Source organism: Vibrio marisflavi CECT 7928 (assembly GCF_921294215.1).
GTDB lineage: Bacteria > Pseudomonadota > Gammaproteobacteria > Enterobacterales > Vibrionaceae > Vibrio > Vibrio marisflavi.
The window spans coordinates 1,655,969-1,676,862 of record NZ_CAKLDM010000002.1; the positions used below are offsets into that span (position 1 = coordinate 1,655,969).

General features: G+C 42.2%; 19 protein-coding genes and 1 other annotated feature. Of the genes, 4 read left to right on the plus strand and 15 right to left on the minus strand.

Annotated features, from left to right (window positions below; all coding sequences use genetic code 11):
- Nucleotides 1-37: 37 nt before the first annotated feature.
- The gene (locus L7A31_RS14370; protein WP_237362461.1) at nt 38-730 is read left to right on the plus strand and encodes a TVP38/TMEM64 family protein; all 693 of its coding nucleotides are present in this window, start codon (nt 38-40) and stop codon (nt 728-730) included.
- The gene (locus L7A31_RS14375; protein WP_237362462.1) at nt 730-1,056 is read left to right on the plus strand and encodes a putative signal transducing protein; all 327 of its coding nucleotides are present in this window, start codon (nt 730-732) and stop codon (nt 1,054-1,056) included. The genes L7A31_RS14370 and L7A31_RS14375 overlap by 1 nt, the downstream gene beginning before the upstream one ends.
- Nucleotides 1,057-1,103: 47 nt before the next feature.
- On the opposite strand, the gene glgA is transcribed toward L7A31_RS14375, so the two are convergent.
- The 3 genes from glgA to topA all read right to left on the minus strand — a co-directional run bounded on the left by glgA (nt 1,104) and on the right by topA (nt 6,982).
- Complete coding sequence (gene glgA, locus L7A31_RS14380) at nt 1,104-2,555, minus strand: glycogen synthase GlgA (RefSeq protein ID WP_237362463.1); 1,452 nt, start codon at nt 2,553-2,555, stop codon at nt 1,104-1,106.
- Nucleotides 2,545-3,762: a glucose-1-phosphate adenylyltransferase gene (gene glgC / locus L7A31_RS14385; RefSeq protein ID WP_237362464.1), complete on the minus strand. Its 1,218-nt coding sequence runs from the start codon at nt 3,760-3,762 to the stop codon at nt 2,545-2,547. Before glgC ends, glgA begins: the two co-directional genes overlap by 11 nt.
- Before the next feature lie 592 nt (nt 3,763-4,354).
- Nucleotides 4,355-6,982, minus strand: a complete 2,628-nt coding sequence (topA, locus tag L7A31_RS14390) for a type I DNA topoisomerase (protein WP_237362465.1) — start codon at nt 6,980-6,982, stop codon at nt 4,355-4,357.
- A 342-nt stretch (nt 6,983-7,324) separates the two neighbouring features.
- Here topA and L7A31_RS14395 point away from each other — a divergent pair, with 342 nt between their 5' ends.
- Nucleotides 7,325-7,573 (plus strand): YciN family protein, encoded by a 249-nt coding sequence (locus L7A31_RS14395; RefSeq protein ID WP_237362466.1) that lies wholly within the window; start codon nt 7,325-7,327, stop codon nt 7,571-7,573.
- A 145-nt stretch (nt 7,574-7,718) separates the two neighbouring features.
- Here the strand turns inward: L7A31_RS14395 and ruvC are convergent, their stop codons facing one another.
- The 11 genes from ruvC to L7A31_RS14450 form a co-directional block, all read right to left on the minus strand.
- Complete coding sequence (ruvC, locus tag L7A31_RS14400) at nt 7,719-8,240, minus strand: crossover junction endodeoxyribonuclease RuvC (RefSeq protein WP_237362467.1); 522 nt, start codon at nt 8,238-8,240, stop codon at nt 7,719-7,721.
- 30 nt (nt 8,241-8,270) lie between these two features.
- Nucleotides 8,271-9,014 carry a YebC/PmpR family DNA-binding transcriptional regulator gene (locus L7A31_RS14405; protein WP_237362468.1) on the minus strand — a complete coding sequence of 248 codons (744 nt, stop codon included), beginning with the start codon at nt 9,012-9,014 and terminating at the stop codon, nt 8,271-8,273.
- 103 nt (nt 9,015-9,117) lie between these two features.
- A complete protein-coding gene (gene hisIE, locus L7A31_RS14410; RefSeq protein WP_237362469.1) occupies nt 9,118-9,753 on the minus strand; it encodes a bifunctional phosphoribosyl-AMP cyclohydrolase/phosphoribosyl-ATP diphosphatase HisIE in 636 nt (211 codons plus the stop codon).
- Nucleotides 9,750-10,523 (minus strand): imidazole glycerol phosphate synthase subunit HisF, encoded by a 774-nt coding sequence (gene hisF / locus L7A31_RS14415; RefSeq protein WP_237362470.1) that lies wholly within the window; start codon nt 10,521-10,523, stop codon nt 9,750-9,752. Before hisF ends, hisIE begins: the two co-directional genes overlap by 4 nt.
- A complete protein-coding gene (hisA, locus tag L7A31_RS14420) occupies nt 10,505-11,242 on the minus strand; it encodes a 1-(5-phosphoribosyl)-5-[(5-phosphoribosylamino)methylideneamino]imidazole-4-carboxamide isomerase (protein ID WP_237362471.1) in 738 nt (245 codons plus the stop codon). Before hisA ends, hisF begins: the two co-directional genes overlap by 19 nt.
- Before the next feature lie 12 nt (nt 11,243-11,254).
- Nucleotides 11,255-11,872 carry an imidazole glycerol phosphate synthase subunit HisH gene (hisH, locus tag L7A31_RS14425; RefSeq protein ID WP_237362472.1) on the minus strand — a complete coding sequence of 206 codons (618 nt, stop codon included), beginning with the start codon at nt 11,870-11,872 and terminating at the stop codon, nt 11,255-11,257.
- Nucleotides 11,872-12,945, minus strand: coding sequence for a bifunctional histidinol-phosphatase/imidazoleglycerol-phosphate dehydratase HisB (gene hisB, locus L7A31_RS14430; protein WP_237362473.1), 1,074 nt, complete (start codon nt 12,943-12,945; stop codon nt 11,872-11,874). The genes hisH and hisB overlap by 1 nt, the downstream gene beginning before the upstream one ends.
- Nucleotides 12,946-13,008: 63 nt before the next feature.
- Nucleotides 13,009-14,049, minus strand: a complete 1,041-nt coding sequence (hisC, locus tag L7A31_RS14435; protein ID WP_237362474.1) for a histidinol-phosphate transaminase — start codon at nt 14,047-14,049, stop codon at nt 13,009-13,011.
- 2 nt (nt 14,050-14,051) lie between these two features.
- Nucleotides 14,052-15,347 (minus strand): histidinol dehydrogenase, encoded by a 1,296-nt coding sequence (hisD, locus tag L7A31_RS14440; protein WP_237362475.1) that lies wholly within the window; start codon nt 15,345-15,347, stop codon nt 14,052-14,054.
- A 6-nt stretch (nt 15,348-15,353) separates the two neighbouring features.
- Complete coding sequence (gene hisG / locus L7A31_RS14445) at nt 15,354-16,250, minus strand: ATP phosphoribosyltransferase (RefSeq protein WP_237362476.1); 897 nt, start codon at nt 16,248-16,250, stop codon at nt 15,354-15,356.
- A 57-nt stretch (nt 16,251-16,307) separates the two neighbouring features.
- Nucleotides 16,308-16,436 (minus strand) — a sequence feature (His leader region).
- Between the two features lie 137 nt (nt 16,437-16,573).
- Complete coding sequence (locus L7A31_RS14450; RefSeq protein WP_237362477.1) at nt 16,574-18,157, minus strand: Na+/H+ antiporter NhaC family protein; 1,584 nt, start codon at nt 18,155-18,157, stop codon at nt 16,574-16,576.
- An 825-nt stretch (nt 18,158-18,982) separates the two neighbouring features.
- Here L7A31_RS14450 and L7A31_RS14455 point away from each other — a divergent pair.
- Nucleotides 18,983-19,393, plus strand: coding sequence for an H-NS family histone-like protein (locus tag L7A31_RS14455; RefSeq protein WP_237362478.1), 411 nt, complete (start codon nt 18,983-18,985; stop codon nt 19,391-19,393).
- 69 nt (nt 19,394-19,462) lie between these two features.
- On the opposite strand, the gene L7A31_RS14460 is transcribed toward L7A31_RS14455, so the two are convergent.
- A complete protein-coding gene (locus L7A31_RS14460) occupies nt 19,463-20,767 on the minus strand; it encodes an inosine/guanosine kinase (protein WP_237362479.1) in 1,305 nt (434 codons plus the stop codon).
- Nucleotides 20,768-20,894 lie beyond the last annotated feature (127 nt).

The following is a 20,894-nucleotide window of genomic DNA, read 5'->3' on the forward strand; positions in this document are numbered from 1 at the left end:
CCCTAAAAGGCGATTCTTTGAGCTGTTGGAGAGGCAAATGAATAAGAAACTCATCATTGGAACCATCCTAGTCCTACTAATTATTTTCCTTGGTATTAATTTTGGTCAATACTTAACCATTGAAAACGCAAAAGCTCAGCAAGAGATTCTCAATCAATATATCTCTGACAATTTTGTTTCCGCCGTTGTGATTTACTTTTTTGCCTATGTTGCTATTACTGCTTTCTCTATCCCTGGAGCTGCAGTAGTTACACTTTTAGCCGCGGCACTATTTGGTTTTTGGAACAGCTTAGTATTGGTTTCTTTTGCCAGCACGATAGGTGCGACTCTCGCATTTCTAAGTAGTCGATATCTCCTTCGTGACTGGGTACAAAGTAAGTTTGGCGATAAGTTGTCGGCAATAAATAAAGGCGTTGAACGAGATGGTCCTTTTTATCTGTTTTCACTAAGGCTGATCCCCGTATTTCCTTTCTTTCTCATTAACCTACTAATGGGGCTCACACCAATTAGCACCTTAAGGTTTTATCTTGTCAGTCAATTAGGAATGCTGCCCGGCACCGCAGTCTATCTCAATGCTGGCACTCAACTATCTCAAATAAACAGCCTTTCTGGCATTGTATCGCCCGTCGTGCTTGGCTCTTTTGCATTACTTGGTTTATTTCCATTCATCGCTAAATGGGTTATGTCGAAGGTTAGAATCAAACCAAATACGCAAAATGGTAGTGTTTAGTGAAGATTTTCATCGCTAGAAACCCAACTGAAGCTCACATAGTTTGTGAGCTTTTAAGATCTGAGCATGTCGCTTGCGAAGTAAGAGGAGAAGGCTTGTTTGGTTTGCAGGGCGAACTGCCTTTTGGTGATGATACAGATGCATACATCTGGCTACTCAACACATATCATGAGAAAAAAGCCGTGACGATTGTGCAAGAGTATCAGTCTAGGCTTAATCGAAATGAGAACAACGCCGATTGGTACTGCTCTGGCTGTGGAGAGCAAAACGAAGGACAGTTTGCTATCTGTTGGAGCTGTGGCGCTGCAGTTACTAGTAGTGAGTAAAAATAAAAAAAGGCGCCTAAAAAAGGCGCCTACAAAATTTATTTTCTTTATGCGCTGTAGTACAAGTCTAAGTACTCTTGCGCAGCATTCTTCCAACAGAAATCTTGTTTCATTGCATATGACTGCAACCTTTCCATTTCCTTTGGGTTCTGCGTATATAAGAGCAAAGAGTTCAACAGCGTTAGCAATAGATCCACCGGCGTTGGCTCGTAGAAAACAAAACCTGTCGCAGCGTTACGATCTTGATAGTAATCGATAACACTGTCTTTTAACCCACCTACACCACGAACAATCGGTAATGTACCGTAAGCCATACTGTAGATCTGGTTTAACCCGCAAGGCTCAAACTCAGAAGGCATTAAAAAGAAATCAGAACCTGCTTCAACTAGATGAGCAAGGCGATTGTTGTATGCTTCAATAAACGCAAACTTTTCACCATGTATTGCAGAAAGCTCTTTAAGCTGGCTTGCCAAAATTGGATCGCCAGTTCCCACGATAACCAACTGCACATCATGGGATAAAAACTTATCCAATATTGGCAGCAAGTAGTGGATACCCTTCTGGTTGGTAAGACGACAAACCATGCCATACATAGCGACATCGCGTTTCTTGAGACCAACTTCACCTTGCAGCGTCGATTTCGCCAGTTTTTTACCTTTCTTCATGCTCTTTATGTCAGAAGAATAAGCTTGCGGCAAAAACTCATCTGTCTCTGGGTTCCAAGAAGAGTAGTCACAGCCATTCAATATACCAACAAGGTCTCTCTCACGAGTCTTAAATTCCTTGTGCATCCCATGTCCGCCAAGCTCTGTTTTAAGCTCTTCTGCGTAACTTGGGCTCACTGCATTTATCTTGTCTGCAGACATCACACCAGCTTTTAACATGGTGACGTGCGTGGAGCTGATGGCTGCTTCTGGAACAAACCTAGAATGAAACTCGAGCAGACAATGTAGCTCTTCGTAACTAAACACACCTTTAAAGACTGCGTTATGCACGGTAAGAACACTCTTCATGCTTGAGTAAAAAGTATCTTCTTTATAACGATTTTTTAGTAGGTAAGGAACTAAGCCTGTATGCCAATCATTAGCATGGATAACGTCAGGCTTATAAGAAAGCTTGCGTAACATGTCCAAGCAAGCAGCACTAAAAAACGCAAACCGCTCACCATTGTCTGCATAGGCCTGATTGTTTTCCGCGTACATCTCTTCACGATCGAAATACTTTGGACAATCAATTGCGTAAACAGGCACATCTGCAATGCTTAGCTCACGAACTTTATATTCTGTATGAGGCCACATATCTATACGAGTTTCCAAAAGAACCTTCGATTCTTGAATATTGGATACTTTTCGATATGCAGGAATACATAAACGTACATCTTGATCGAGGTTTAGTAGAGCTTCGGGCAAGGCTTTAGCCACATCGGCTAAGCCTCCACTTTTAATTAACCCTTCTGCCTCTGACGCTACAAATAGAATAGACAAACTCTTAGTAGCCAACTCTTGCTCCTTTTGGAATCACTACAATGCCATCATCTGACACATGATATAGCTTTTTGTCTTCTTGTAAATTCACGCCAAGCTGTGTTCCTGGGGCAATGTCTGCATCCTTATCGATAATGACTCGACGTAATATGCACCCTTCACCAACCTTAACACCACCAAGCAAAATACTTTCAGAGATATCACATGATGAAGCAATGTTACTACGGAAACCAAGTACCGATTTTTCAATACGAGCGCCGCGTACATAACTACCATTACACACTAGGCTATCAATGATCTGAACTCGTCCGTTGGAACAGTCACTGAATGTTGCTGGTGGAAGTGGTGGATGGTAAGTGTGAAGTGGCCATTTGCGGTTATATAGAGAGAAAGGAGCGTCTTTTTCAAGTAAATCCATGTGAGCTTGCCAGTACGCATCAATAGTACCAACATCGCGCCAATACACTTCTTCTTTCTCACCAGTGATTTTGTTGGTGCTAAAGTCATAAACAAATACATCTCCGCGAGGGAACATATTTGGAATAATGTCTTTACCAAAATCATGGCTTGAGTCTTCTTTGTCAGCGTCCTCGATCAACTCCGAGAATAACGTTTGGGCTTCAAAAACATAGTTACCCATTGAAACTAGCGCGTGCTCAGGGTCGCCTGGAATTGACTTAGGCTGTGCAGGCTTCTCTTCAAAGCCGATCATTCGACCTTCAGTATCAACTTCGATAACTCCAAACTCTGTTGCTTCCGCTACAGGAACTCTAAGCGCAGAAACAGTAAGAGATGCCTCTTTCTCTTTGTGGAAATCTAGGAACTGTTTGATATCCATTTTGTAGATATGGTCTGAACCAAAAATACAAACATGCTCTGGCTCTGATAACTGCATGAAGCGAAGGTTTTGGTAGATTGCGTCTGCTGTGCCTTCATACCAACGTTTACCTGTTCTCATTTGAGCTGGAATTGGATCGATGAATTGGTCCGTAATTCCGTTTATGTTCCACCCTTGCTTCAAATGATAGAAAAGTGATTGTGATTTGAATTGTGTAAGTACGTAAATTCTCATTAGATCAGCATTAACAAAGTTATTCAATGCAAAATCTATAAGACGATAACTCCCGCCAAACGGTACAGAAGGTTTACTGCGAGACTCTGTTAAAGGTCTTAAACGTGAACCCTCACCCCCGGCAAGAATCATTCCTAGTACACCAGCCATTTTTTATCTCCATGTTCTTTTTTATACCTACAAACGATTCTCCAAATCGAATCGTTTATCCTTTTCAACTCACTGAACTTTATATTTACCAACTGTCGACATTGTTTTAAATCAACTAAGACGAGCCTAATTGACAAAGTCTATTTTAAAGTTCGGTTTTTATTTATTTTATTAGGCATGCTTTATTATTTTTGAGAATACATCGGTCTAAACTGATGATATCGTCACTGTTTTTGCCGAATCCTGCACAATATGCATGATTCATCACATGCCATCAATACAATAACGCGATATTGCATACATGTCTCGCGAAAAATGGAACTAAATTTGACTAATGCCAAACTTTTCACTATCCGAGAATTGTCAATAGATAAATAGGCTAGAATTCCATAGAAAATATAGATGGATGATTTGAAATCTATGTTTTGTTGCGGTTGTTTTTAACGTATTTGTACTAAATCTTATTTATTTAACTTTCTTAATACTGGTGTAACAAAAGCAAATATATAGAAATATACTTGTTCAAAATATGGGGCTAAATAAATAAAGCCACCGACATAATGCGGTGGCTTTATTTATCAAAGGCAGTTTATTACTTTTTCGGTTTTTTCCGTTTGTCAGTAATTTCCCACTTTCCGTCTATAAAGAGACCTGTCCAGCCTGAAGGCTTCCCATCAATCTCAGAGCGGATATAATTCTCTTTAGATTTTCGGCTAAAGCGTACGACCGTTGGACGGCCATCTGGGTCTTCTTGTGGCGCGTCAGCAAGGTGAGTAAACTTCGCAGGCAAACGCTCTTTAAAGCGTGCTAGTTCAGACACCAATGGCGCTCTTGTTTCACGCGATTTCGGGAAATTACTCGCTGACATAAATAAGCCAGAAGCACCATCACGCAATACAAAGTAAGCATCAGAATTCTCACATGGTATTTCAGGGAAATGTACCGGATCTTCCTTCGGAGGCGCAACTTCACCATTCTTTAGAATCTTGCGAGTATTCTTACAATCTTCACTGGTACAGTCCATGTATTTACCAAATCGACCGTTCTTAAGCACCATATCCGAGCCGCACTTGTCGCACTCAACAACAGGGCCATCATAGCCTTTAACTTTGTACTCGCCGTGCTCAACGATATAACCTTCACAGTTCGGATTGTTACCACAAACATGAAGCTTACGCTTATCGTCAATCAAGTAAGCATCCATTGCTGTTTCACAAATCGGACAACGTTTTTTCGCTCGAAGTGCTGCAGTTTCAACATCTTCTTCAAGAACGTTTACAATACCCTCTTCGTCACCTAGGTTGATGGTTGTTTTACAACGCTCTTTTGGTGGTAATGCGTAGCCTGAGCAACCCAAGAATACACCTGTAGATGCCGTTCTAATCCCCATCTGACGCGAACAAGTCGGACACTCGATATCTGTCATAACGATATGATTAGGTCTCATACCGCCTTCTTCTTCATCTTGCTCAGCTTTTTCAAGATCACCGCTGAAGTCAGAGAAGAAACTGTCGAGAACAACTTTCCAACCTCGTTCACCTTCAGCGATCTGGTCAAGCTTTTGCTCCATTCGCGCAGTGAAGTCGTAGTTCATTAGATCGTTAAAGCTATCATCAAGCCTGTCAGTAACAATCTCACCCATTTTCTCTGCATAGAATCGGCGTTGTTCAACGCGCACATAACCACGATCTTGAATAGTAGAGATGATTGACGCGTAAGTTGAAGGGCGACCAATGCCTTTCTTCTCAAGCTCTTTAACTAATGCAGCTTCTGTATAGCGAGCTGGTGGCTTGGTGAAGTGCTGTTTTGGATCCAGTGCAACCAAATCTAATTTATCGCCGATTTGTACTGCTGGTAGAATCTGATCTTCGTTCTTACCAAGTGGGCGTTGAACTCTCGTCCAGCCATCAAACTTCAGAATACGACCTTTTGCTTTTAGTGTGTATTCTGCCGCTTTGACACTCACCGTTGTAGAGTCATATTTAGCAGGTGTCATTTGACAAGCCACAAACTGGTTCCAAATTAAGGAATACAGCTTATGAGCATCTGGGTCCATGCCTTGTAGATCTTCAGCTTTCACTTCAACGCTAGATGGACGAATAGCTTCGTGAGCTTCTTGCGCACCCTCTTTACTGCCATAAACGTTAGCTTTCGCAGGAAGATAAGCATCGCCAAACTCAGCAGTAATATAGTCGCGAACAGCATCAACTGCTTCTGAACTCAAGTTTGTTGAGTCAGTACGCATATAAGTAATATAACCTGCCTCATACAAACGCTGCGCTAGCATCATAGTCTTCTTCACACCATAACCAAGGCGTGTACTTGCGGCTTGTTGCAAGGTTGAAGTGATATAAGGTGCTGAAGGTTTGCTAGACGTAGGTCTGTCTTCACGTTTACACACTTCATAAGAAGCCTGCTTAAGAACAGAAAGTGAGCGATCAACATCTTCCTTGTTGGAAGGCTTATATGCCGCACCGTCTTTCTGAGCGACTTGTAAACGAAAATCGGTTTTATCCGTCGTCTTGGTATCAGCATGAATATCCCAAAACTCTTCAGGGATAAATGCATTGATTTCACGTTCACGCTCGACAAGCAGTTTTACCGCGACTGACTGAACACGTCCCGCAGACAAGCCACGCGCTACTTTTTTCCAAAGTAGTGGTGAAACCATAAAGCCAACCACTCGATCCATAAAACGGCGGGCTTGCTGTGCGTTTACGCCGTCCATATTTAACTCACCCGGAGTTTCAAAGGCTTGTTGGATCGCGTTTTTTGTAATTTCGTTAAACACTACGCGCTTATAACGGTCTTCATCGCCGCCAATAATTTCACGTAGGTGCCATGCAATTGCTTCTCCCTCGCGGTCCAAATCGGTTGCGAGGTAAACGCTATCAGCGTCCTTGGCTAGCTTCTGCAGCTCAGCAACTACTTTTTCTTTACCGGGCAGAATCTGATAATTCGCGTCCCAGCCGTGGAAAGGGTCGATACCCATTTTCTTAATCAGTGATTTGCGATCTTTTTCTTTTTTAAGGCGAGCTTTTTCTTCTGGGCTCAAGCCTTTTGTAGAGACTGCTGCTGCTTTTTTACCAGTACTTTGGCCAGCAGTCGGAAGATCACGCACGTGTCCAACGCTCGACTTAACGATAAAGTCTTTACCAAGATATTTATTTATCGTTTTAGCCTTTGCAGGAGACTCCACGATAACGAGTGATTTACCCATAATTGATTTAAACGCCTTTCATCACTGTGCGGCGCTTCCCGCACAACGTACCAATACTGTTACTTCTTTTTTAATATCGAGCCTGAGTTCTAGAAGATCAATCTCTTTTTGAAAATTTAGTTGCAATTGCATGACAATCAACCAAAAACTAAATTCTCATTTTTACCCTACCACTCAAGCAATTCTTGCAAGGGGAGTGAACGGCAAATACTAGACTTCAGGCCTCTAATTTGACTACTATAAACGACAAAATCATGTTCTGTATCACATTATTTTTGCTGTGAACATTTCAGTTCTATCTCAATAGACTTCCAAGCTTTGTCGCTTTAGTAAGGTATATTAATGAAAAATAAGCAAGTTATTTCTTCTTTTGATCTGCTATTAATTGCAAACCAATTAATCCAAGACCATCAAGACTATATCAAGGGCATGCGCGCTGAATCAGTAGAAGAAAAAGACGAAGTCCTGATATTTAAAGGAGAATACTTTTTAGATGAAAGTGGTCTTCCAACAGAAAAAACGACAGCAGCGTTCAATATGTTCAAATACTTAGCTCACCAACTTTCTAAAGAGTTCTCCTTAGAAAAATAACTCTAACATCAAATCGCCATAGCCTACTGCCTTGCAAAGCTTGCAGGCTATGGTTCGTGAGCAACCTTATACACCGTTACCCAGACAATCTCAAGGTATCGACTGGCTTGATTAAGTAAGCAAAGCTTGCAATGTTGCTTTTCTACTATCGATAGCGTCCCTTTTTCGCACCTTGAGCTTTACCTGCTAATGCAACCAACGTTTTGTTTGTATTCGCGTGACAAATTGCAACACCAAGAGCATCTGCTGCATCCGATTGAGGTTTACTAGAAAGCCCTAACATGTGCTGAACCATATGCTGGACTTGCGCTTTGTCGGCAGCACCAGTGCCAACAACTGCTTGTTTTATCAGTCGAGCAGCATACTCGAATACCGGTAAATCCGCATTTGCTGCAGCGACAATAGCGCTGCCTCTTGCTTGGCCAAGTTTGAGAGCTGAGTCGGCATTTTTTGACATGAAGACCTGCTCAATAGCAAATACGTCTGGCTGGAACTGAGTGATAATCTCCGTTACTCCGGCGTAAACCTGCTTCAGCTTACTCGCCAAATCTCCATCCGCCATTCGAATACATCCGCTCCCCATATATTGTAAATGACGCCCTTGCTGACGAATCACTCCATACCCGGTTATTCTTGATCCTGGGTCAATTCCTAGAATAATGGACATTGTTAAGTATTAATTCCTGTTATTCGTTGATTACAGAGAGTCAGCGACTTCTTGGGATATATCTCCGTTATGGTACACCTCTTGTACATCATCGAGCTCTTCCAACGCATCGATTAAACGAAGTAATTTTGGTGCTGTATCAGAATCTAGCTCTGCTTTAGTAGACGGGATTTGTGTCACTTCCGCGTTGGCGGCTTCAAACCCAGCTGCATCTAGTGCATCTTTTACTGAACCAAAGTCATTGGTGCTGGTATAAACGTCAATTGAACCATCTTCCGCTGTTTCAATATCATCTGCGCCTGATTCCAAAGCTACTTCCATCACTTCATCTTCATCAAGACCCGGAGCATAAGAAATGACACCTTTCTTACTGAATAAGTAGCTCACGCTGCCATCGGTGCCTAAGTTGCCACCTGATTTAGAGAATGCATGTCGAACTCCTGAGACAGTTCGATTCCTGTTATCAGTCAAGCACTCGACCATTACAGCTGTTCCTGCAGGGCCATAACCTTCATAGACAACCGTTTCCATGTTGTCATCGCCATCGCCGCCAGCACCTCGGCTTACAGCTCTGTTCACGGTATCGCGGGTCATATTGTTTGATAGAGCTTTGTCTATTGCAGCCCTTAAGCGAGGGTTATTGTCAGGCTCACCACCGCCCTCTTTCGCTGCTACAACAATCTCTCTGATAAGCTTAGTGAAAATTTTTCCGCGCTTTGCGTCTTGAGCTGCTTTGCGATGACGAATATTCGCCCACTTACTATGACCTGCCATGTGAATCCTTTTTATTATTTTTCGTTCAAACTAAAAAGCCGTAAGGAGCATTATACGCACCTTACGGCTTCAATTCAGTTATTGCTGAGATTTAATAGCTGGTTTATTTGTGCCTTTCTTTGAGCTTATTGATCACGTCACTAAGTGACAGACCTTGATCTTGTAACAGAACAATTAGGTGATATATAAGATCGGCTGACTCGCAAACCAGCTCTGGTTTATCTCCAGATGTTGCTGCTAAAGCAACCTCGAGCCCCTCTTCACCAACCTTTTGGGAAATACGTTTCGTCCCTCTAGCGTACAAGCTAGCAGTATAAGAGGAATCTGGATCAGCGTTTTTACGCTCTGCTAACAACTTTTCTAACTGACTGAGCCATACCATTTGCGATTCTTCTTGGGAATCACCATCCCAACAGGTTGTTGTTCCCCTGTGACATGTCGGCCCAACAGGCAAAACTTTTACCAATAGTGTGTCATTGTCGCAATCCAAAGAAACATTCTTTAGGTTCAACACATTTCCTGATGTCTCTCCTTTAGTCCACAAGCGCTGCTTGCTCCTTGAAAAGAAAGTAACTTTTTTAGTCTCCAGAGTTTTCGTTAACGCTTCAGGATTCATGTAACCCATCATAAGAACCTGACTGGATTCAAAGTCTTGTACGATAGCAGGAACCAGCCCATCGACTTTTTCCCAATCAATTTTTTCGCTCAATTGTTCGCAATTTTGCTGGGAAAAGCTCATAGTCTCACCTCGATACCTTGCTGGCTCAAATACTGTTTTAGGTCACCAATATTGATAACTTGTTTGTGAAATACTGATGCGGCTAATGCGCCATCAACATTCGCTTTTTGATAGGCTTCTGAAAAGTGCTCCATTGCACCAGCACCACCTGAAGCAATTAAGGGCACCTGGCACACTTCTCTTACCATATTGAGCTGTTCAATATCATAGCCACTGCGCACACCATCTTGGTTCATCATATTCAGTACAATTTCACCGGCTCCACGCTTTTGCACTTCTTCTACCCAGCTTTTCGTTTCCCATTGAGTCGCTTTTGTGCGCTCTTCATTACCAGTGAACTGATAAACCTGATACTTACCGGTTTCCTTGTCATAGTATGAATCGATACCTACAACTATGCATTGAACCCCAAATTTATCTGCTAATTCAGTAATTAACTCGGGATTCGTTAAAGCCGGCGAGTTGATAGACACTTTGTCAGCGCCAAACTGAAGAATGCGAGCTGCGTCTTCTGCTGATTTTATTCCACCGGCAACACAAAATGGTATGTCAATGACTTCAGCAACCCGTGCAACCCAGCTCTTGTCGACTACACGCCCATCACTTGAAGCGGTAATGTCATAAAAGACCAACTCGTCTGCACCTTCTTCAGCGTATCGCTGCGCCAAAGGCACGATATCACCAATGATTTCGTGATTGCGGAATTGCACCCCTTTTACCACTTGCCCATCTCGAACATCGAGGCATGGGATTATTCGCTTAGCCAACATTCGAATGCCTCCTCAGCCGTGAACTTTCCATCAAGCAGCGCTCGACCAACAATAACGCCTGCTACCCCTGATCCTTTTAGCGCTTCGATATCCGCTAGAGATCCGATCCCACCAGAAGACTGAAATTGCACTTGAGGATATTGCTTGCAAAGATCTTGGTACAGCTCTACGTTCGAGCCAGCCAATGTGCCATCTCGTGATATGTCTGTGCACAAGACGTGTTTTAGGCCTACAGTTAAGTAGTCTTCGATAAGCTCTTCAATGCTGACACCTGAGTTCTCTTGCCATCCAGACGTCGCGACACTGCGAACACCATTTTCATCAATGTTGATATCAAGAGCCAATACAATAGCCTCGGCACCAAACTTACTCATCCACTCTTTCACAAGTGGTCTATTTTTCACTGCTGTAGAGCCAACAACAACACGCTGAGCACCTGCATTGAGCAAGTCAGAGACGTCTTTCTCTGTTCTAACTCCACCACCAATTTGGATATTGGCTGGCGTACTAGCAAGTAGCGTAGCGATTAAATCGAGCTGCCTAGCTTGTGTATCTTTAGCTCCGGTTAGGTCAACTAGGTGCAACCAATTCGCACCTGCATCATGGTACAACTTAAACTGCTCTGCTGGGTCGACCTTGTACTCGGTCACTTTGCCATAGTCTCCCTGAAATAGACGAACGACTTGGCCTTCAATTAAATCTAATGCTGGAATGATCAAAATGTTCGCCCTTTATAATTCTAAGAAGTTCTGGATAAGCTTAGAGCCAGCTTTGCTCGATCGCTCTGGGTGAAATTGCACGCCATAGAAATTGCCTTTTTGCAGTGCTGCAGTAAATGGCTGACCGTATTCGCACTGTGCGATAGTGTCTTCACCTACTGGCATCGCGTAGCTGTGTACAAAATAGAAGTAATTTCCCTTCTCAATTCCGTTAAATAGTGGATTGCCTTCTATAGCTTCGACTGTATTCCATCCCATATGCGGAAGAGGTAAGTCACCCGTTTCTAGCAAGCGAATCTCTCCTTGGCTGATCCCTAAACAGTCGACTGTATCATTCGCCCCAGAGCCTTTTTCCTCTGAAAGTTTGCCCAGTAGCTGCATGCCTAGACAGATTCCAAGTAGCGGCTTTTCAACCTTTTTGATAAGTTCTATCAAATCGCGCTGTTCGAGGTTACTCATCGCTTCTTTCGCCGTACCTACCCCTGGCAAAAACAGTTTGTCAGCGGATAGTACAACTTCTGGATCTTTTGATATTGAAACCTGATAACCCAAGCGCTCAATAGCAAACTTGACTGAGGATATATTGGCGCACCCAGTATCAATAATGACGACTTTCTGTTCCAGTGCCATTACAGTACTCCTTTGCTACTTGGCAGATCATTACCTTCCACTTTTATCGCCTGCCTTAACGTACGACCAAACGCCTTAAATAGACTTTCAATGATGTGATGATCGTTGTCGCCGCTAGAAGATAAGTGCAACGTGCAAGCCAGAGTGTCAGTAAGAGAGCGGAAGAAATGTACCACCATTTCAGTGGATAAATCGCCGACACTTTCACGACTAAATTCAGCGTCAAATTTTAGATAAGGTCGGCCCGATAAATCCAAAGCACATTGCGCTAAGCATTCATCCATAGGCAAACTAAATCCAAAACGGCCAATACCACGCTTATCTCCCAAAGCCTCTTTAATCGCTTGCCCTAAAGCTAGCGCAGTATCTTCTATTGTGTGGTGATCGTCGATGTGCAAGTCGCCTTCAACTGCAACCTGCATGTTAAAGCCACCGTGAGTTGCAATTTGATCAAGCATATGATCAAAGAAACCCATTCCGGTTGAAATTTGGTTCTCACCTGTTGAATCTAGATTTACGCAAATATTGATATCGGTTTCTTTGGTTTTACGAGAAACCTTCGCAATACGCTCTTTTACCGTTAAGTCTTTAAGAATTTTCTGCCAACCCATAGTCTCTGGGTTGTACTGAATACCTCTAATTGCCATATTTTCGGCGAGCTGCATATCGGTGGCACGATCGCCAATCACGGCAGAATGTTTAAAATCAATCAGACCTTGCTGTAGGTAATCTTTCACTAGCCCCAACTTAGGTTTTCTGCATGAGCAGTTATCTTCATCAAAATGCGGGCAAATCAGTACATCGTCAAATTTAACTCCCTGCGACTCAAACACCTCCATCATCATTTGGTGCGGAGCGTCGAAGTCTTCTTGAGGGTAGCTATCGGTTCCAAGACCATCTTGATTGGTAACCATTACAAGCTTATATCCAGCCTCCTGCAAAGCGAGAAGAGATGGAATGACAAATGGCTCAAACTTCAGTTTGTCTAACCTATCCACCTGAAAATCTATCGGTGGCTCCACGATTAATGTTCCATCACGGTCAATAAATAGTATCTTTTGTTGCTTGCTCACAGTCAGTACCTCGAATCCTGTATTTCACTCGCCAGTATCTATATTCCTAGGCTAGTGTTATTTTTATGAATAGTAATTTCTTATATATCCGAGTACTTTTTCACACTCGTCACGGCTACCTACACTAATTCGAACACAATTCTCGAGTGGAGAGTTCCTTAATATGATCCCAGTATCCCAAGTAGACTTAAACAAAGCATCACCATCGGGGAACTGTATAAGGAGGAAGTTACCCCAACCATCAAATACTGTTATTCCCTCAAGCATATCTAACCCAGCTTTTAAGTAGGCACGATTTGCATTCAGCTCAAGTACTTGGCTTTGCATCTTAGCTAACCCTGCTTCTCCAAGCGCCGACACAGCAATATCACTTACAGGGATTGGCACTGGGTAAGGTGCAATTACTTTCAATAGAACGTTAATCACTTCTTGGTTGGCAAGAGTATAGCCGCAGCGCAACCCAGCTAAAGCAAAGGCTTTTGACATGGTTCTAAGGATCGCTAGATTTGAATATTGAGCTAACAACTCGACCGACGACATATCCATACAAAAATCGATATAAGCTTCGTCAATGACGACTATTGCTCTATCTTTAGTCATTTCCAATAAAGCAACCAGATCTTCTTTGTTAACTAGGCTGCCTGTCGGGTTATTTGGATTACACACAAAAACCAGCTTCACGGTTTCTAGGCTAGCTTCAATCGAAGCTAAATCTAACTGCCAATCAGGTTTAAGCGCGACCGTTTTTTGCTCTACTCCGATGGTCTCTGCACTAATTGCGTACATGCCATACGTCGGAGGACAATATAAAATTGAATCTTGACCCGGCTCGCAATACGCGCGAATTAAAAGCTCTATTCCCTCATCAGCGCCACGAGTGGTTAAAACCTGTTCTGGCTTAACTTGAGCATAACTTGCATATGCATCTATCAATTGCTTTGGCTGACACTCTGCATAGCGATTTAAACGGCGACAATCGAGCACATATTCGTTATCAAATGGGGACTCGTTTGCATTCAACCAGATATCACCAGTACCACCGATACGGCGCGCTGACTGGTAAGGTGTAAGCTGCTGAATTTTCTTTCTCGCTAACTTTTCCATTCTTAGTTGCCCTTATTAAGTTGCTCGACCCGAATAGTGACAGCTCGCTTATGTGCATCAAGGCCTTCTGCCTCAGCGATTTTTTCCACAGCAGGAGCTAAATCGAGTAAACCTTGTGGAGAGAGTTCCTGTACCGTCATTCGTTTAGAAAAATCTGCCAAACCGAGGCTTGAGTACGTACGAGTGTATCCATAGGTTGGCAATACGTGGTTAGTACCAGAAGCGTAATCTCCCACAGACTCTGGAGACCAATCACCCAAGAAAATCGACCCTGCATTGTCCAACAAAGGTAACAATTCTCTAGGATTTTTCGTTTGTACGATCAGATGTTCAGGGCCGTAATAATTTGAAATTGATACCGCTTGTGTAATAGAGTCAGCGATAACAATGAGGCTAGAAGAAAGTGCTTGTTGAGCAATGCTTGCGCGAGGTAGTTGTGCTAGCTGAGATTTGACCGCTTCTGCCACATTGTCCGCAACAACTGGCGAAGGGGTAACTAGGACAACTTGTGAATCCGGACCGTGTTCAGCTTGGCTCAGCAAATCCGCGGCGACAAACTCTGGATTTGCTGTTTCGTCGGCAATAACGAGCACCTCAGATGGACCTGCTGGCATGTCGATAGCGGCACCATTAAAGTCATTGCTCACTTGTCGCTTCGCTTCAGTGACGTAGGCATTACCTGGGCCGAAAATTTTGTCTACTTTGGTAACAGTTTCGGTTCCATAAGCCATAGCAGCTACCGCTTGGGCTCCACCAATATTGTATATTTCATCGATATCACACAGTTTCGCCACATAAAGAATTTCGTCTGCAATTGGTGGTGGTGAACACAGTACAACTTTTCTGCAACCAGCAATTTTAGCTGGCACACCTAGCATTAAAACTGTTGAAGGTAGTGGAGCACTGCCACCCGGGATATACAGCCCCACTTTATTAATAGCTCGTGTGATTTGTTCACACACTACACCGGGTTGCGTTTCGACCTTAATCGGTTGAAATTTTTGAGCTTGGTGAAACTTAGATATGTTGTTGTATGCAACCTCAAGCGCTGATTTCATCTCTTCTGTCAGCCTGTTTGAGGCGAGTTCAATCTCTTCAGAAGAGACTCGAAGTGATTCGAGATCTACACCGTCGAATTGACTCGTTAGCGATTTTAACGCTGAATCACCCTCTTTTTTTACTCGCTTGATAACCTCAGACACTGAACTAGAGATATCTTCACCAGCAGAAATTGCTGGCCGTTGCAGAATTGCCTCTTGCTGAGATTCACTGAGTGATTGCCATCCTACTGTACGCATTTGACACTACCCCATCATCTTTTCAATTGGTAGAACCAGAATAGAGCTAGCACCTAACTCTTTTAGCTGCTCCATCGTTTCCCAAAACAGATTTTCGGTACTTACAAGATGAACTGCGACTTTGGACTTGTCGGACGCTAGTGGCAACACTGTCGGGTCTTCCGCTCCCGGTAGAAGGGATTTCACTTGTTCAAGCTTATCTAATGGCGCGTGCAACATGATGTACTTAGATTCTTTCGCTTGCTGAACACCTTGCATACGCGTCAAAAGCTTTTCAATTAACGCTTTCTTGTCATCATCAAATTCACCCATACGTTGAATCAAAGTAGCTTTTGATTCAAAAATAACTTCAGCTTCTTTTAAGCCATTTGCTTCTAATGTCGCACCTGTAGAGACTAAATCAGCTATCGCATCGGCTAAACCTGCTCGTGGAGCCACTTCCACCGATCCTGTTAGCATACATGTACTATATTCAATGCCTTGCTTTTCCATGTATGCTTTGACAAGTTGCGGATAAGTCGTTGCGATTCTCTTACCTGCTAAATCTTGTGGACCTGAATAAGTTTCATCTTTATTGACAGCAATCGACAGTCGGCAATCTCCATAGTCTAGGCGACGAAGTGCAACAAATTCGCATGCATCCCCAGCAGCTTTGCGCTCAAGCCTTACCTCTTCCAACTCGTTTTCACCGATAAAACCTAAATCAACAACGCCATCCATAATCAACCCTGGAATATCGTCATCACGAACCAACAACAAATCAATTGGCATATTCAATGAGTGGACAACTAAGCGCTCACCCATCACATTAAATTTAACTCCACATTTCTTGAGCAACTCTTGGCTGTCTTTACTCAAACGTCCCTTTTTTTGGATTGCTATTCTTAGGCGTTGTGCTTGCATGGTGTCGTTCCTAGTTAACCGTTTAAAATTCATTCTGCTTTAACAAAGCTTGTATAAACAAAAAAACCCTCGGGGTTTGCTTCCCGAGGGTTTGAATCTAATTCGTTGCATTCACCTCCGGGAGTTCAATCTCCCGGGTACGCGCTCACCTCCCCGAAAGACTATTTTGGGTGATGACGGTGATGATTGTTCATTTCAAAATTGCGCATACTTCTCTATCTGTATTAGCTCAGTGGTACACCTAGACACTAACTAAGCCAGATCTAATTTGCAACCCTTTATTTGAATATTTAACCTATGTTCGAAAGCTATAGTGGTAGAACTCAACTCGTTGCTGTCACTACACGACTTCGAGACAAAATTGAAAATAGGACACAGATAGCGACAAATACCGCACTTGTTACTACTAGAGATAACCACAAAGAGCCACTCACACCTAGTACAATAAAACCGATACTAGAGATGAAGGCCACAGCAAGCGCGTAAGGCAACTGAGTAGCGACATGAACGATGTGATTACACCTAGCCCCGGTTGAAGACAAGATGGTGGTATCTGAAATTGGGGAACAGTGATCGCCAAACACCGAACCAGCCAAAACAGCGCTAAGCATAGGTAGAATCAAGCTAATATCGATTGATGCAGCCATGTCACCGGCAATCGGTAACATGATGCCAAATGTACCCCACGATGTACCTGTAGAAAATGCCATTAGACCTGAAAGTAAGAATAAGATGACAGGCAACCATTGCGGGCTCACATTACCTTGAGCCAAAGTCGATAAATAGGTGCCAGTTTGCATGTCACTAATAACTTTACCAATTGTCCAAGCAAATAGCAGAATGACAATCGCACCTTTCATCGACTTGGCACCTAACCATACAGCCCGAAGAACCGTACTTAATGGTAGCCCTTGCTTCAGAGTGATTGCTAGAGCAAATAAAACACCAACTCCACTACCAAAAATAAGCGACATACCAACGTTAGTATTTTCTAAAGCTGCGAATACAGAAAATGCAGTTCCTTGCTCAGCTAGGGCCTGAGAACCGGTGTACAACATCGCAGAAAAAGTGGCTGCTATTAGAAGCAATATTGGAGAAACTAAATAAGATATTTTGCCATTTTCGCTTTCTTCGATATCAAGGTCATTTTCTTGAACCAGATGCTCATTTGCATCATCGCTATCTTGCGCTTGAGAAGCTAGGATTTCATGCTTGCGCATTTGGCCAATGTCCAACGAAAACCATGCTACAGCAAATACCATTAACAAGGCGAACACTGCATAAAAGTTCATTGGAATAATTCTTAAATAAGCGCCGAGGGCTGAGTACTCGACCACCCCGTGAGAGATAAGAATACCGCTAACAATGGTCATAATATACGCACCCCAGCTAGATACTGGAGAAACTACACAAATAGGAGCGGCAGTAGAATCTAAAATATAAGCAAGTTTTGCACGCGAAACATAAAACCTATCCGTAACAGGGCGTGATATAGAGCCAACGGCTAAGCTATTAAAGTAATCATCAATAAATATGAACACACCTAAAGCAGCTGCCAATATTTTTGAGCCTCTTTTACTTTTCACTTTCTGCTGAGCCCAATTGGCGAATGCTCTCGTCCCGCCAGATAAAGCCAATAGAGCAGTCATCATACCGAGCAAGACGATAAAACCAACAATACTCATATTCCAACTGTTGATAGATCCGTCTTCGACAAAAACACTCGACACTGTTGAAGCTAAGTAATAAGTCGATTCAGAAACGGAATAATGGGTCAACAAAAATGCACCCAATAATATACCAATACCTAGAGAAGCCACGACATGACGAGAGATGATCGCCAAACTCAAGGCAATGAGTGCGGGTAGCAAAGATATAGGGGAAGAGCTAAAGTCAATTAAATTCATGATCTGCAAAACCAATTAATAAACGGTTAGAGACCTACTGCAAATTTTATAGGTGGTTTGCCCTATTTATTTTTATTAAATTAAAAAAGGGTATTCATCACCCAATTTTACAGTAGCGGTCCTTCGCGTAAAATAGTATAGACTACTGGTATGCTGTATCTATTCGATTACAGCGCCAGAAACTTAGTAGATAAAACCAAATCTACTACAAAGAAAAGCGCAGCAGTAGTGTTTTTTAATGATAAGCAAATAAATGCCTGCCTCCTTTCATCCACAGTGATACGGACAACCTCTCGTACGCCAATTCAATAAAATTGCAAAAGTTTTACTTGTCCATAATCAAAGGGTTGTTAATGATACTTTAGTTAGTATCCTGTGCAATAACAGAAAAGTGCAAATTTGTTACAAATGTTAAGTAGACTACTTTTTTACATATGATTCCCACTTGTGAAGGAATATACCTTATGTATCAAGGTATCAATATAACACGCACCAATATTCATAATAGCATTTCTCAACCATGCAAAACTTCAGCACCTAACATAAATAGAACTCAGTTCCAAAACAAAAAAACGTGGCGAACATCAACATTTTACCAAAGCCACTTATTTGTATGCCATTCTGGTTACTCTCATTTGTAAATTAAGTTGCGTTAGCTATTAAAAATCGATTAGGTTTGTTGTCTTGTTACCACCAATCTTCAATTGCGATGAAAAAATGATATTTTGCGATAAAATTAATCACTATTTGCAACTATATTATTGTTTTCATCTTAAATGCAGTTTAATATTATTAGGTCGTTTGTATTAATTTATAGGAATAGTAATGTCGGAAATAACTAAAACTTTATTAAATATTCGCAGCCTACGTGCTTTCTCTCGCGAATTAACTCTTGAGCAACTTGAAGAAGCGTTAGAGAAGTTGACTATTGTTGTAACAGAAAGACAAGATGCAGAAGCTCAAGAACGCGAAGCCCTAGCACAACAAGAAGCTAAACTGTCTGCTATCGCTGACCAAATTGCGAAAGACGGCATTGATGTAGAAGCTCTAATTTCTGCTCTATCTGGTGAAGGCAAAGCTAAAGGTAAAGCTAAGCGTGCTCCTCGCCCACCTAAATACAAGTACATTGACCCTGTATCTGGTGAAGAGAAAACTTGGACTGGCCAAGGCCGCACTCCTTCAGCTATTCAAGTTGAACTTGATGCAGGTAAAACACTAGAAGATTTCGCTATCTAAAATAGCTTTCTAGTACTGAATTGATAAAAAAGCCGCTAATAAGCGGCTTTTTTGTATCGGTTAATTACTCTATCTTTCCCAATAAGCTTCTTCTAAGCTGTCTTCTCTTTCTGGTAACCCACGAGAAAGGCGAGGAGAATGCTGAGCCAAAACTTCGTAACTAGCTCTATTGGCATATTTGCACACCTGCGAAAAAGAGGAATATGTTAGGAAAGAGTAATTGTGCTTACTGGAATTAGGGACATTATTCTTATGGTATTTATTTGCAGCCATATCATGCAACAATGCAGAAAGCGCCGCATCCCCTGCTCCATTAGTATTCTTTATTTTTTCTGGCCCACCCATATATGGTGAAATATGAGAATAGACTCGAATAGGGTTATCACACAGTTCTTTGTTTGCTGGACGACTAAACTCGTAGCGATTGAATTCAGCAATTTTGCCCGGTAGCAATGGTAAAGAAGTTTGACGTTTCGCTGACTCTTCCGTGTAACCAGCCATAAATAACCCTAATGGGCCAGCGGTACATAATACAAGGTCTACCCACTCTAGCGCACTATTAGCAGCTAATAACGGATCGCTTTCCCCAGTTAATGCTTCAGCCTCTTCTTCATTCATGGCAACAACAGTTACATTATCTTGCAAAAACTTTTGCCAGTATTCTCTATCATCCTGAATAACGAATTTAGTACCAAGAGTTAATACAACTGGCACTTCATATTTCTTTGCATATTCTATTGCTTTCATTGTTGCTTGTGGCATTGGGTCGCCATCTTTACAACGAACTAAATAAGCCGTTAATACCAAAGCAGAAGCATTTTTGAATATACATTCTTGTATACTATCAGGCTTCAATTGGTTCATTTGACCTTCACTAATCGCAAAAGTTCTCTCACCATCTTCGGTAATAAGTGTAAAGCATCGACCAATAGGACCATCTACTGCTTGTAGATAATTTAAATCCATACGGCTAGAGGTATTGCACAAATAACGATAGCCATAACTACCGATCTTAATATCTTGGCTCATTACTCCTAATAGCGTTGAGCGGTCGTCAGCAAGTACGGAGTAATTATGTAAAGTATTACCAATTGTGCCCCCTGCAAACTCATTGGTAATCAATTTATTGTTGACTAACTCTTGATAAAGTTCTTCTGCTGATTCATCGTCAATGACAAGAGAGTGTCCTTTACTTAGTTTATATTTCTCAATCAATTCAGTCGTCACCTTAGCCTCGATATCTACCAAAGTCTGATCAATACCGATGATGTGCGTATGAGACATGTTTTTATTCTGCTGAGATTGACTAACCAACAGGTCACGCTCATCTACAGGGAAATAGTGTTTGGATTTTCGTTGTCCAGGAAATTTCATATTACTGATTCTAAATTGACGATAGACAGAAGAAGGCGAATTCTACATAGACTGACAGCCATCAGCAATATTTAGTCAAATAGCAAACGTTTGCTCTGCAAAAATATACCTAATATAAAGCAATCGT